This is a genomic window from Streptococcus gwangjuensis (genome assembly GCF_028156745.1).
Taxonomy (GTDB): Bacteria; Bacillota; Bacilli; order Lactobacillales; family Streptococcaceae; genus Streptococcus; species Streptococcus gwangjuense_A.
The window spans coordinates 91,842-105,756 of sequence record NZ_JAODJG010000034.1 but is presented as its reverse complement, the minus strand read 5'-3'; the positions used below and the strand labels follow the sequence as shown (position 1 = coordinate 105,756).

Annotated in this window: 12 protein-coding genes and 1 pseudogene; all 13 read right to left on the bottom strand. The window is 39.2% G+C overall.

Going from position 1 to position 13,915, the window contains the following annotated elements; all coding sequences use genetic code 11:
* Nucleotides 1–449 precede the first annotated feature (449 nt).
* A complete protein-coding gene (gene metF / locus N5909_RS05860; protein WP_033682194.1) occupies nt 450–1,316 on the bottom strand; it encodes a methylenetetrahydrofolate reductase [NAD(P)H] in 867 nt (288 codons plus the stop codon).
* A 61-nt stretch (nt 1,317–1,377) separates the two neighbouring features.
* On the bottom strand, nt 1,378–3,627 hold the full coding sequence (metE, locus tag N5909_RS05855) for a 5-methyltetrahydropteroyltriglutamate--homocysteine S-methyltransferase (RefSeq protein WP_033682195.1): 2,250 nt from the start codon (nt 3,625–3,627) through the stop codon (nt 1,378–1,380).
* A 547-nt stretch (nt 3,628–4,174) separates the two neighbouring features.
* Nucleotides 4,175–4,468 carry a helix-turn-helix domain-containing protein gene (locus N5909_RS05850; protein ID WP_033682196.1) on the bottom strand — a complete coding sequence of 98 codons (294 nt, stop codon included), beginning with the start codon at nt 4,466–4,468 and terminating at the stop codon, nt 4,175–4,177.
* Nucleotides 4,458–4,823: a type II toxin-antitoxin system RelE/ParE family toxin gene (locus N5909_RS05845; protein WP_033682197.1), complete on the bottom strand. Its 366-nt coding sequence runs from the start codon at nt 4,821–4,823 to the stop codon at nt 4,458–4,460. The genes N5909_RS05850 and N5909_RS05845 overlap by 11 nt, the downstream gene beginning before the upstream one ends.
* 156 nt (nt 4,824–4,979) lie before the next feature.
* On the bottom strand, nt 4,980–5,345 hold the full coding sequence (locus tag N5909_RS05840) for a TIGR02328 family protein (RefSeq protein WP_033682198.1): 366 nt from the start codon (nt 5,343–5,345) through the stop codon (nt 4,980–4,982).
* A complete protein-coding gene (locus N5909_RS05835) occupies nt 5,329–5,733 on the bottom strand; it encodes a YbgA family protein (RefSeq protein ID WP_033682199.1) in 405 nt (134 codons plus the stop codon). The genes N5909_RS05840 and N5909_RS05835 overlap by 17 nt, the downstream gene beginning before the upstream one ends.
* 68 nt (nt 5,734–5,801) lie before the next feature.
* A complete protein-coding gene (locus N5909_RS05830) occupies nt 5,802–5,921 on the bottom strand; it encodes a hypothetical protein (protein WP_350353754.1) in 120 nt (39 codons plus the stop codon).
* A 136-nt stretch (nt 5,922–6,057) separates the two neighbouring features.
* Complete coding sequence (locus N5909_RS05825; protein WP_033682201.1) at nt 6,058–6,828, bottom strand: Fic family protein; 771 nt, start codon at nt 6,826–6,828, stop codon at nt 6,058–6,060.
* A gap of 165 nt (nt 6,829–6,993) precedes the next feature.
* Nucleotides 6,994–7,269, bottom strand: a pseudogene (locus N5909_RS05820) (HigA family addiction module antitoxin); the annotation flags it as partial.
* Between the two features lie 2 nt (nt 7,270–7,271).
* A complete protein-coding gene (locus tag N5909_RS05815) occupies nt 7,272–7,886 on the bottom strand; it encodes a hypothetical protein (protein ID WP_033682203.1) in 615 nt (204 codons plus the stop codon).
* Nucleotides 7,887–7,939: 53 nt separating this feature from the next.
* A complete protein-coding gene (locus N5909_RS05810; RefSeq protein ID WP_033682204.1) occupies nt 7,940–9,193 on the bottom strand; it encodes a restriction endonuclease subunit S in 1,254 nt (417 codons plus the stop codon).
* Nucleotides 9,186–10,790 (bottom strand): HsdM family class I SAM-dependent methyltransferase, encoded by a 1,605-nt coding sequence (locus tag N5909_RS05805; RefSeq protein WP_033682205.1) that lies wholly within the window; start codon nt 10,788–10,790, stop codon nt 9,186–9,188. Before N5909_RS05805 ends, N5909_RS05810 begins: the two co-directional genes overlap by 8 nt.
* Nucleotides 10,790–13,852 (bottom strand): DEAD/DEAH box helicase family protein, encoded by a 3,063-nt coding sequence (locus N5909_RS05800; protein ID WP_033682207.1) that lies wholly within the window; start codon nt 13,850–13,852, stop codon nt 10,790–10,792. The genes N5909_RS05805 and N5909_RS05800 overlap by 1 nt, the downstream gene beginning before the upstream one ends.
* Nucleotides 13,853–13,915: the final 63 nt, after the last annotated feature.

Here is a 13,915-nt window from a genome sequence, read left to right as displayed (position 1 = left end):
GAAACTGACGAAGTCTTCGATGAAGACAAGACAGTTTATCTTTTTTACACAGCTTTTCGGCCGGGTTCAATTGCTCAAGATAGCATTCGATTGACGCAGTGTACCATGTACATCAGGAAATCTATCTTTTTCACTAGGGATTTAGCCCGTGTTCAACTATCTAGATACAAATCATTAGAAAGGATTGATGCTAAAGCATCTAAGCCTTTCACGCTAATCGCTGTCATGCGATTAGCTAAATGCTTTACTAACTCCCTCGTCAAATAATATCGATTTGACTCGCTCGTGTCGCTAAATCTTGCAGTTTGAATGCATTGTATTATTTAATACCCTCATCTTTGTATCAAGTACGTACAGAGTCTATTTTATCATATTTTTCTTAAAAAGTGCGGTCTTTACCATTAAAAAGGAACCATCCCCCTCACCTGAGAAGAATGGTTTACTTTTTATTATCCTAGAGACTGATGATTAAACAAGGCATGGGTTGCTTGGTGGATGTATTTTGCTGTTTCAGCATTATTCATAGTGTAGAGATGTACTCCGGAAACATCCTGAGTTACCAAGTCCACGATTTGGTCCACTGCATAGGCAAGTCCTGCTGCTCTGAGCGACTCAGGGTCATGCTCATACTTGTCTAAGATGGCTTTAAATTTGCGTGGAAGGTGGATATTCTCACAAGTCTTCAAGAGGCGAAGAGCCTGATTTCGATTCAAAATTGGCATAATCCCTGCATGAATAGGAACATCAATTCCAGCCAAGATGCACTTGTCTTGGAAATCATAGAAGCGCTCATTGTCAAAGAAAAGCTGAGTTACAAGGCTGGAACAGCCTGCATCTACTTTCTTCTTAAGATTTTGGATATCTGAAATCTGATTTGGTGAATCTGGATGCCCTTCTGGATAGCAAGCTCCGATAATATCAAAGTGAGGAGCCTGTTCCTTGATGAACTCGATCAAGTCTGTTGCATAACGGAAATCCTTTTGAGGTTCCACATCAGGGATAATATCCCCACGAAGAGCCAAGATTTTCTGCACGCCAACCTTGTCCAAGTCAGCAATAGTTTCAGCCACCTTGTCCTTGGTCAAATAAATGGCTGGCAAGTGAGCAATAGTCGGAATCGCCAAGTCATTTTGGATAAAGTCAGCCAAACGAACCGTCGTTTCCTTGATATTAAACTTATTATTGCTGGCAGTTACACTGATAAAGTGAGGAGCCAACTCCTGCATATCTTGAAGAGCAGAAATAATGTTATCATTACCCACTGCTGGGTTTGGAGGGAACACTTCAAATGAGAGTGACGGTGTTTGGCGTGACATAGTCCTTATCCTTTTCTTTTTGATTTCATTTTGAACAACCGTTGTAGGGAGAAATCTAATCTTACAATTTCTCACGCGCAGCTTTAGCTGCTTCAACAAGGCGGATCAAGCTTTCTTTTGTTTCTGGAATACCACGTGTTTTCAAGCCACAGTCAGGGTTGATCCAAACTTTCTTGCTTGGCACTTTAGCAAGGATAGCTTCGATAGTATTATCGATTTCGCCTTCGTTCGGCACACGAGGTGAGTGGATATCGTAAACCCCAGGTCCCACTTCAGTTTGGAAGTTTTTCGCTTTGAGTTCGTCCAAGATTTCGAGATTTGAACGGCTAGCTTCAAAGGAAATAACGTCCGCATCCATGTTGTCAATAGCTGGAATGATATCTGTAAATTCTGAGTAACACATGTGAGTGTGGATTTGTGTGTCTGGCGCTACTGTTGAATGTACCAAGCGGAAGGCAGGAATAGCCCAGTCAAGGTAGTCTTCGTACCAGTCGCTACGACGGAGTGGTAATTTTTCACGAAGAGCAGCCTCATCGATTTGGATGATTTTCACACCAGCAGCTTCAAGGTCAAGCACTTCATCCTTGATGGCAAGGGCGATTTGAAGAGTAGAATCCTTGATAGAGATGTCTTCACGTGGGAATGACCAGTTGAGGATGGTAACAGGTCCAGTTAACATCCCTTTAACAGGTTTGTTTGTACGGCTTTGTGCATAGCTAGACCATTTAACAGTGATTGGGTTAAGACGAGTGACATCACCCCAGATGATTGGTGGTTTCACTCCACGCATACCGTAAGATTGTACCCAACCATTTTTAGAGAAGAGGTAACCTGACAAGTTTTGACCGAAGTACTCAACCATGTCATTACGCTCAAATTCACCGTGAACAAGGACATCAAAGTCGATATCTTCTTGCCATTTGATCCATTCATCAATTGTTTCAGCAAGGAAAGCGTCGTACTCTTCTTGAGACAATTCACCCTTACGGTAAGCCAAACGCTTCGCACGAACTTCTTTAGTTTGAGGGAATGAACCGATAGTTGTTGTTGGAAGAGCTGGAAGTTTGAAAGCTTCTTCTTGGATAGCTTCACGTTCTGCAAAGGCTGGCAAACGAGTGTAGTCTGCGTCTGTCAAACCAGCGATACGCGCACGAAGTTCCGCATTTTCACCAACACGCTCAGTCGCAAAGAGTTCTTTGTTAGCTGCAAGTGCTTCTTCACCTTGACCATTGCGGATAGCATCCAAATCACGAATCTCATCCAATTTTTCAACTGCAAAGGCAAAGTGATTCAAGATTGCTGGTTCAAATTCTTCATTAGCTGTTGTAAATGGCACATGAAGAAGTGAGCATGAGCTTGTCAAGACAATGTTTTCAGCTGGGATTTGTTCAAGAACAGCCAAGCTCTTTTCGTAGTTGTTACGCCAGATGTTTTTACCATTGACGATACCTGCATAGAGAGTCTTGTCAGCTGGGAAGCCACCTTTAACGAGTTCAAGAGTTTTCTTACCTTCAACGAAGTCAAGACCGATGGCATCAACTGGCAAGTTTACAAGGTCAGCGTAAACGTCACGAACGTCACCGAAGTAAGTTTGAAGCAAGACTTCAAGACCTTTTTTGTTAGCCAAGAGTTTGTTGTAGAGGTTCAAGAAGAGAGCTTTTTCTTCAGCTGTCAAATCTTTGACAAGAGCAGCTTCATCCAATTGGATACGAGTCGCACCAAGTTCTGCCAATTTAGCAAAAACTTCTTGGTAAGCAGCCACTAAGCTATCTACGAAGTCTTCTGCTTTCACGCCTTCTTCAAAGTCTGACAATTGAAGGAAAGTGAATGGACCTACAAGAACAGGACGAGTGTTCAATCCAAGTTCTTTTGCTTCTTGGAACTCATCAAAGATCTTGTGACCTGCAAGTTTGACTTGAGTGTCTTTTTCAAATTTAGGAACGATGTAGTGGTAGTTAGTGTTGAACCATTTTTTCATTGGAAGGGCGCGAACATCCCCTTTTTCTCCTTGGTAACCACGACCCAAAGCGAAGTAGCGCTCGAGGTCAGACAAGTCCAAGTTTTGAACTGAAGCAGGTACCACGTTGAAAAGGAAAGCTGCATCTAGGAAGTTGTCATAGTGAGAAAAGTCATTTGATGGAATTTCAGTGATGCCTTTTTCTTTGACGATGTTCCAGTGTTTAGCACGCAAGTCTTTTGCTGCTGCCAAGAGTTCTTCTTCTGAGATTTCTTTTCTAAAGTATTTTTCAGTTGTAAATTTTAATTCGCGGAATTCGCCCAAACGTGGGAAACCGATGATTGTAGTTGACATGATGTGTCCTCCAAAATTTGTTGTTGAAACTATCTTAACAGAAAAGACAGCGTCTGTATAATTGTAAAAAATTAGGCTTTGATATAGTTTGAAACTATATCTCCGTTTTATACAAAAGAAAAAGACCTGAGACAAATGCCTCAAATCCTTTGTGTAGCTTGTTTTATAGCTTTATTTCAGTTAGACGGTTCAAACGCCTTATTAGTAATTCTTATAAGTGACTATGGCTTGTTATTAGAAAAGACTATAGGTTGATTTTTCTTTTTTAATTCTGACATTTCCCTGAAAAGTGCGGACGGGAGGTAAAATTATCCAGTGGATGATTTTAGGCAACCAAGTAATTTCATCCCTAATTTTTGAGCCAGAATGTCTCAAAAATTCCGTTCTAGATAATAATAAATTATTATCTAGAATACCACTATGGCGGGAAATATCCGCTAAAAGCTCACTTCGTTCACGCTTAATTAAAAAAAGTTTGATTTTCTAAAATTATAAAATTGAGGTACTATAACTGTTAAATTTGTTAAAGCTTTCCAACTTCTACCACTCAACTCTTTTCCTGTTCAAGCGGGACGACTGCTAATGTCTTTCCTAAACTGGCTAAAACTTTTAAGACTGTATCCAACTGAGGGCTTGTCTTGCCTGTTTCCATCCTAGCTATGACAGGCTGGCTCACTCCACTGAGTTCTTCTAGCTTTTTCTGACTAATTCCTTGTTCATGTCTGGCTTCAATCAACTCACTCATGATAGCGACTCGCATATCACTTTCACGAATTTCCTCCTTGGTAAAAAGTTCTGACCGGACATCCTTCCAGTTACTCCCAATAGCACTATTCTTCATCACTTAACCTTCTTTCTTTTAAGTCCTTTAGTTCACGCTTGGCTTTTTCAATTTCTCTTCTAGGAGTTTTCTGAGTCTTTTTGACAAAATGATGTAAAAGAACAAAACTACCATCAACCCATGCTACAAATAAAATTCGATCTCTCAGAGGTCTTAGTTCCCAAATCTCATCTTCCAAATGTTTGATATAGGGTTCCCCAGCTCTCGTCCCATGGTGACTAAGCAACTCGATATAGTCATTTAGTTTATTGAGTTTGATGCGACTATCCTTACTTTTCTGACTAGCCAATTCTCTCATATAATCCAAAACTGGCTCGTTTCCATTTTTGTCCTTATAGAAGTAAATCGTATGCACCAAGCAACCTCTTTCTAATTAAATTATAACTCAAAAGTTATTAAAAGTAAATCTGAACACTCATAAAAAGAAGACCTTAGAAAAACTCTAAAGGTCTCATCTTTATTATTCGAAAAAATTACGAGAAGAGGTATAAAATGCTGATAATCCTTACGTTTACTCAAGCTCAATCCCCTTCTCTCGGAGATTTTCCAGGCACTCCTCAAAGTAGGCGGCATCATGCTCCTTGTAAATAGGGCTCGTCAAAGTCTCCTCAGGTAAATCCTCATAAGAGGGACAAATCTTACCACGATAGTTTTTATCCAGCCACTCTGGACTGACCTTGTAGCCACGATTATCCATCTCCTCCATGATCAAGCGATGATAGGCAAAGAGACGATAAGGCGAGTGGGTAAAGACATAGTCCACCATCGCATGCTTTCTGCCCCAGCCATTGCCACGGAGGGCACAGCACTCTCGATGTTGCCCCAAGAGTTGAGGACGAGGAAGCTGTGAAATCAAAGCCTCATGCCAAAGTCTCATGGGCGTCTCCTTTCAGTAAAGTCGAATGTTGCAAGTAGGTATTGGGATAGCGATCAAGCAAGTCTCGAGTCTTAGCGATCAAGTCTTCCTTAGAAGCCTGACCAAATCGATAGCGATCAAACAGGAGCATATAGTCCTTGCGCTCAGCATCTGTCGCTTTCTTTTTGAAATAGCCCCAAATATGCTGAAAGGCATTGCAAACCTGACCCCTGTGTTCTGGAATCTGGCAGGCACGGTCAATCATCTCCTGAACCTGACTTACCTCCACTTCTTCATTCTTCAAGTATTGGCGGATCTCATTGTAAATATTACTGGAATGACTCAAGACGAGGTATTTGTTTCTAGCCCAGAGTTGCTGGCAAAGGGCACGTTGATTGTTATTTTCCATATTTCTCCTTACTTTCTACTAGTTCCCCGGAAATATGGAAACAAAGTTATATCTTAAAAACGAGCGAATTATGAGCGGAATATGAGCGAATAAATAGTGTTTTTTGTAGTTCCTGATTTTTCTAATAAACCTTGATTTACAAATAGTTGGAGATAGCGACGAATGGTTGCTGCACTCAAGCCTGTCAATTCTTGTGCTACTGCATTTATTATCTGGTAATGCTCTACAAGATAAGACTCTAACTCATTCGCCCCATACTACCATTCCCATTTTCAAAAGAGGGAACAATTTCTAACTCAAAATGCACAATAAACCGTTCATCTCTTAGTCTATTTCTAAATCATGTTGGCCACCTAATAAGAGATTTTCAAAAAATCGTTCCAGATATTCTGTTTTTTTCTGGAAAAGCTTCGCATTATCTAGAACAAGAGCATCTCGAAAATACTTTGCATTTTCTTGGAAGGGTTTATTGTCTACTTGAAATCCCATAGTTCTAAGGTACTTAATCAAAAATACTGTTATCGTTCGAGTATTTCCTTCTCCAAAAGGATGAATTTGCCAAATACCTGAAATAAAAGTCTTGATATGCTTCACTACCTCAATCTCGGATTTTCCTTGATAGTCAAATTGACTTTCCTGCTGAAAATCATAGGCCAAACTATCTGCTACCGTACGAAAATCATCATAAATGACACTGTCTCCATTTAAAACAGCCTCATTTTTTGTAATGTTATAAGAGCGGTATTCTCCCAAGGGAATGCCTTGTGGCAGGAGGCCAAAGAAAAGCTCTTTATGAATCAATTTCAATGTTGTTGGAGCAAATTTAAAGGCATTAGAAGACAAGAGTTCCACAATTCTCATAGCAACAAGGTCTGCTTCTCTTGTGCTATCATCGATTTTTTGGTGATAAGTCGTTACTTGGTCATAAACTTCTTGATAAGTCAACTTTCCTTGAGAATTTTGCTCTGCTAGCTCTCTCATATACAGCGACGGCTCTAGATTATCTACCTTTTGTAAACCAAATCCCGTTTCCCATAAGTCTAACTTGGTCTGATAAGAGAGGCTGGGATTATCAATTTCATAAGTCGGTGTCATGGTTTTCCTTTCTAGACAAAACTTTAAGTAAAATCTTTATATTCTATTCTACCATATTAGACTAGTTAGATTTTCCTGTAAATTGTCGTTTCTTATAAAACTATCTCTTGATGTGAATAAAAGACTGTATCAGGAATTTATTACTCGGAGTCTTAGACAAGCTCATTTTTGCTTTACAATCTCCGCAATTTTTACATCATAAGCATTTTGAAGGTTGAACCAAGTTTGCATCGAAATATTAGTAATGTTGGCTAACTTCCGAGCAATATCATTACTAATTGATTCCTCACCATTCACTAATTTATAGAGCTTCATTTCAGAAATTCCTAAACGCTCCGCAAATTCCTTTTGCGTTACGTTATAATCTTCAATCAACTCCTCAACATACTGACCTGGATGAAAAGCAATTAGGTCTTTGTATTCAACAATTTTATTAGTCATAGTCACCATTTAATCACATGTTGTTCAATATTACTATTAACTGATCTATCTTTTTTAGAAATTTCAAGAATAATTTCTCTATGTACTTCTTTTATTTTCTTAATTGCCAACCCTCTACTAAATACAGGAGAAATTATTTGTTCAGCAATAATAAATTGTACTTTTGAATTAACTAAATCTTGATAATACTCGTAATCAACATCTGGAGGGGTCAGAATCGGAGACCATACGTTTCTGTGATCTGTTAAATGTAGCTGATTTTGAACATCATCTTCTGACATATGAAAGTTTCCACCAAAACCATAATTCATTTTACTTTTTCCAAAAACTAATATATTACAATTGTTTGGTTCATTTACCACTCTGTTACCTAATAAAAGCCATAAAAATTCTAGAAAATCTTCAGCACTTGGACAGTCATCTTTGTCAAAAATTCCATTTTTATTTAAAACATCTACAGCATTACCTGAACCAGTAAAACCTACCAACACATTTTGATTTACCTTGAACACTTTAGAGTATTTTTCACTTACAGTTTCACCTGAATCATTACTAAGACGCGTATCTCCTGAAATAATTGCGAAATTTCTAAATACCGTACCAATTACACAAGACAATATTCACACACCTCCTTGATAGAAATTTTATATAAAAGTTTTCAAACTCCCTCTCACTCCACCTTCACCTGTCCATTCATCAGCATTGGCAAGAGCCAATCGCGAAGTTGGGTGAGTTCTTTGTTTTGTCCTTGTAAACATTTGATTTGTGCAAAATAGGGCTCTGTCATTTTGTGAAAATTATTTTTGATTTCATTTCTTGGTAGAATGATTCTAATTCCTGAAAAATCTTCTTTATTCATATTAGCAAAAGTATTTCCAGTCTTTGCACTTGCATTAGCATTTTCAAAATAATTTTTCAACGCAAAATAAAGATAATATCTATTGGTTTCATCCTCAAAAACAATTGAATTTATTTGTTGATTTGTATGAGACCATTCAGTAGTAAATCCAATTTCACCCACTGTCGCAATACAAGAAACACATAAACTACCTTCAGGTAAATACTTATTCTGTTGTACGCTTGCTCCTAAATCAGTCAATGTTTCTGAAGTGTTATAAATAAAAGTATTTCCTCGAATATCTCCAATTGTTATAAAAGGAATTTCACCTCCAAAATTATCACTATTTGCTCTAGAAGGTGTTTTTCCAGTAATAATTTTCGACTCAAAGTCTTTAAGAGTCTCCACTCCCCACCCCTCTGGGATTTCGCGTTTGAGTTCTGGGTGATAGACCATCTTTCCACCTGATGATTTGTAGGGTTTGCCATTCTGGTCTGGGAAATCAAACTGTACAAACCAGTAGTCATAGAGGGTCTTAGCCATAGCCTCCAACTCTTGGTTGATTTGGTTGTTGATTTGGATTTTATCATCAATTGCTGAAAGTATATTTGCAATTTTATCTTGATTCTCTCTAGGCAATAAATCCAACTCTATTGAATTCATAATTTTTGTGTTCAACGATGGCATTGTTGCTCCAACTGCCAGATTCATCATCATCTTTTTGAAACTATTTTGTTTAAAATAATAAGATAAATACCTAGTGTTAACTTTGTTTTTATCAGCTCGTACTCTTATACATCTACCTGAAAACATCCAACCTTCATGATTTTTATCAACATAGACATTTCTATCAATAGAGCCTACCCTGCTAAACACAATATCTCCTTCAATTAAGATGTATTTACTTAATCTCTTCGTATCAGCTTCAGATACGAAAGGAAGATTTTGGTGTGTAAAATTTATATCTCCCAAATGTTCTACCGTTACTATAGGAGTTCCTTCGCTAACATAATCTTCCTCATGTAATTGGCTACCAAAAGGACCTGTTTGAGAAATAGCAATATCACCTAAAATTACTCTACTCATACTTCAACCCCTTCATTTGCTCTTCAATCTCCTGCTCCAACGTATGCGATTGCTGGAAGAGGTCTGAGAGTTTGCTTTGAAAGGCGGTCATCTTGGCTTCAAATTCCTCTGCTGTGATATCTACATAGTCGATCTTGATGTCAAAGTATTGGCCTGCGCTAAAAGAGTAGTTTTTCTCCTTGATATCCTTATAAGAGACAGTGACAGAAAAGTCCTCGACAGCTTCTTTCTGGATAAAGGTCTCGACGATCTTCTGCTCTTCCTCAGGAGACAGCACGGTCTTTTGGTTCTTGCCTTCCTTGACCTTGGTTCCGAGATTTGAGGCATCGATGAGGACGACATCGCCCTTATTTTTCTTATCGATAAAGAGGATGGAGACGTTGGTACCTGTCGTCGCAAAGATATTAGACGGCATAGAAACGACACCCGCCAGCATTTGATTGTCCACCAAGTATTGACGGATAGTCTTATCAATCCCTGACTGGGCTGTGATAAATCCTGTCGGCAAGACAACGGCTGCTTGACCATCAGGCTTCAGAGAGTAGATGATATGCTGGACAAAGAGCTCATAAATCGCCATCTTGTCCTTAGACTTAGCGGGAACCTTGGGCACTCCTGCAAAGAAACGCTCACTGGCTTCTGGCAAGCTTTCCACTCGGTCACGCCACTCTGAAAAGTCCAGCTTGAAAGGTGGGTTAGAGACGATATAGTCCATTTTTTCAGGATGACGGTTGGCAATGATGGTATTTCCCTGTACGATATTATGGATGGAGTGTTGGAGGCCATTCAAAATCAGATTGAGACGGAGAAGATTAGATGATTTTTGCGAGATATCCTGACTATAGACAGTGGCCTTATCCACACCGATACGACTAGCCAGGTTCATCAGCAAGGTTCCAGAACCAGCAGATGGGTCATAGATTCGCACGTTTGATGGCTGGTCATTTCCCACAAGAATATCAGCAATAATCTTAGCCACAGAGTGAGGCGTGTAGTACTCAGCATACTTACCACCGCCATCTTTATTGTAGTCCTTTATCATGTACTCAAAGAGGGTAGAGAAAAAGTCGAAACCTTGTGAGAAAATGTTCTCATCAAACTTAACGCGCGCAAGGAGATTGATGATAGCTTTTGCAACCTCGTTACGCTTACTACTATCTGAGATAGTATCAGTAATCAAGCGTTCATCAAAGAGACGAATAGATGTATCTCCGTCCGTATAAACAGAGAAAATATCGTTATTATCAATGGCAATCTGGTTGAGGGTATTTTCAAAACTCTCGTAGAAATTCGCTTCATTTTGCTGACGGTGAAGCGTTTCGATCAACTGGTCTGGCTTGAGCCAAGCCGTACTGGTACCGATATCCTCCAAGAGCCAGTCATAGTCATCTTTACTCAAAGTCAATAAGTGCTCATAAGTATTCTCTTCATCTAGGCACTTTGCCTGATATAAAAACTTATCATTTAAAAATTTGTAGAGGAAGGACTGGGTGAGGAGTTTGTATTCCCCCGCTTCCCCTCCTAGTCCCGCATGGGTAAAGACTGCTTTCAAATCATCTACCAAGTCTTGGACTTGGACTTTGTATGTTTCATTCATTAGTGTTGGTATTCCTCTTCATATCCTTCAAATAGCGACTCGACGATATAATTAAAATCCTGTCTTGTCAAACTACTTGCAGATTGGTTGGTTTTCATTTCAATCCGAGCTTCTTCTCGAATCATTTTCTTGAGAAAGTCCTCGTTATCGAGCACTCCTTGATTTTGACCGATTTTACGGTCTAGTCTGACTTTAGAACCCTTGATAACATGGTAAATAGCAGGAAAATCACTGACCATAGTCGAATTGGTTACGTGTTTATAGGAACGAGCTGCCATTTCATCTCCGTCAAAATTCATCGTCAAACGTCTCATATGAGTATGATAATCTTCCACTGACTCAAAGAGGTCTTCGTACTCTTTTTGAATTTCTTTGATGTTTTCCATAGTATAGCCTTCTTGCCCATGAATCAGATGTTTTTTCATGATACGCTGAAATTCTTCGTAGAGAGAGACCCACTCAGGATCTTTCTCATCACGCTCTTTTATAATTCCTCCAGCAACTCGACGCTTCAAATCTTCTAGGTCATTGGCTGCTAGACGGAGTTCTTCCTCCGCAATCTTGACAAAACTAAAACTGGTCTCAGACATGGCAAGATTTAAAAGAGTGCGACTGGAAAAGTCATCTGGCTTATCTATCAGTGACAAGGTCATCAAACGTCTCGAGATAACATTGAGCAGAGTTGCAATCTGAGCAATATCAATCTGCTCAATCAAATGGTCATAACCAAGTAAGCGGGCGATATTATAGTACTGCTTAACCGATTCTAAGGCTTTTCGTAGTTCATTTAGTTGCTTTCTATCCTTAATATCATCAATTGATTGAGAAAAGAACTCTAGATTAGAGGTTGGATAGTCCATGAGGATGCGCTCTGTCTTGCTTAGTTCCTGAGAAATTTCCTCAGCTGGCACAAAGAGCGACCCAAACACATCCTCTCCATTTTCCCCAGTCAGGGTTGTATCATACTCTTGATTAAGTTCTTCCAGATAAGCACGATTAGTCTTGTCAAATTCTTTAGAAATATCCGCAAAATCAACTACATAGCCAAAGAGATAGTCCTTGTAAGGACGATTCACACGAGTCAAAGTCTGAAGAAGGTTATGAGCCTTAATCTTGCGACCTAGATAGAGACGCTTGAGGCGAGGCGCATCAAAACCTGTCAGGAGCATCGAATAGACGATAATGAGGTCAATCTTACCTTCCTTATAGGCATCCACCTTTGCCTTTTTCTCTTCCTTGTCTCCCTCATCATGGAGGATGAGAGCAGAGGTCAAGTTTGTTGTTCCAGCTTTGCGTCGTTCTTCTAACTGCTTTTCAAGCTCACGCGCCTGCTTGGACGAATCGCAGACAATCATACCACCAATAGACTGGTCATCAAAAACCAGATCACGCGCACGATTAAAGTCCTCCAGAATAAAATCAAGCATAGGTTCCACATAGTGCGGATGGGCAAAGATATCTTCTTTGGATAAATCACCACGTTGGATTTCTTCATTAATTGCTCTGAGATTATCTTTATAGGACGTCTCGATATCTTCTCGCATCAAACGCAAGGTAAAACCATCATTGATAGACTGGTTGTAGTAGTATTTATGGATATAATCCCCAAAAATATCACGTGTGGTTGCATGACTTTCCTTAGTCTTGCCATCTTTCTTGTAGGTAATCAAGGGGGTCCCAGTCAAGGCAATCTTGATCGCATTGGTATCTGCCTGATAAAGATTTGGCAAGTAGGAACCTCGTTCGTTATAAGAGCGATGTGCTTCATCGATAAAGTAGATGTTTTGACGATTGAGATCATAGCCAGAGCGATCCGTTAGATCTGAATCATCTTTGAACTTCTGGATATTAACAACGGCGACATCATAACCATCTTGTTTTTGATTGAGTTCTCGAGGATTGTTGATACGCTTAACTTTTAAACCTCTTTTGGTAAATTCCTTAAAGGCTTGGTCTGCCAAGTCCAAGCGATCAACGACAAAGTAAAACTGAGGGACAATTCCCTGTTTTGAGAAATAATTGGTCAGATAGCGGATATTGAAGAAAGCTAAGGCTGTCTTACCTGAGCCCTGTGTATGCCAGATAACACCTTTTTTGACACCTTTTGCGATGGTTTCTTCGATAGCACGAGTTGCAAAATACTGCGGATAGCGCATGACATGTTTCTGCAATTGTATCTGCCCTTCCTTGCTTTCTTCCTCTACATAGACCAGCCCAAAACGAAGCATGAAAAGCAGGCGTTCTTTTTGATACAAAGAAGAGAGGAAAGTATTGCAAGGAGTGTCAGGCTGTAAGTTTGTTGTAAATTCTGGTTGAGATTTGAGAGCAAAACGCTTCACATCCTCAAGTACGAAATCAATTTGTTCATCCTTTAAAGGTACAATTGAATTCAGAAAATCTACTTCTCTTTCTTCCTTGAAAGCATTAAACTTGGTTTTTGAATAGGCATTTGAACCGTAGTAAGAACCCTGTTTTTGTTGACCTTGGCCACTGATATAAGGTAAATTATCTGATAAAGCTATCAATTGAGTAATATTGTTAAAACGACGGAACTTACGATTTTCAAAACGGTATCTGGTTCTGTCCTGTTCTGACTGAATCCCTGTCTTTCCATCACGGATAGCATTGGGTTGTTTAACTTCGATATAAGAAAGGGGAAGCCCATTGATAAATACAACTATATCCGGACGAAATTCATCTTGTCCATTTTGACAAGTGACTTCAAGCGCCAGATGGAAGGTATTAGCTTCAGGATTTTCCCAATCGATATAAACAGCACCTTCTTGTCCCTGTATCCTTTTAAAGAAGGAGCGCCCTAAATCATTTTGATCCAGTTCCAGCTTGATATTGGCCAATTCTCTCTCAAAATCTTCTTCTGTTAAATAGTTATTAAACGTTAAAAATTGCTCCTTAAAAACAGATACAAGAATATTGGTATCTGGATCTCTTTCTTCAATTTCTTTACTATTACGAGAAAGATAGGTATAACCCATTCGCATCAAATGCAGAGCTGCTGGGATTTGTACTCTTGTTAATTCAGAAAAATCTTTTCGTCTTGCCATCGCAAACCTTCCTTACGCTTCATTTGAACTATTCATATCCTAAAATTTCCAAATTTTATACTA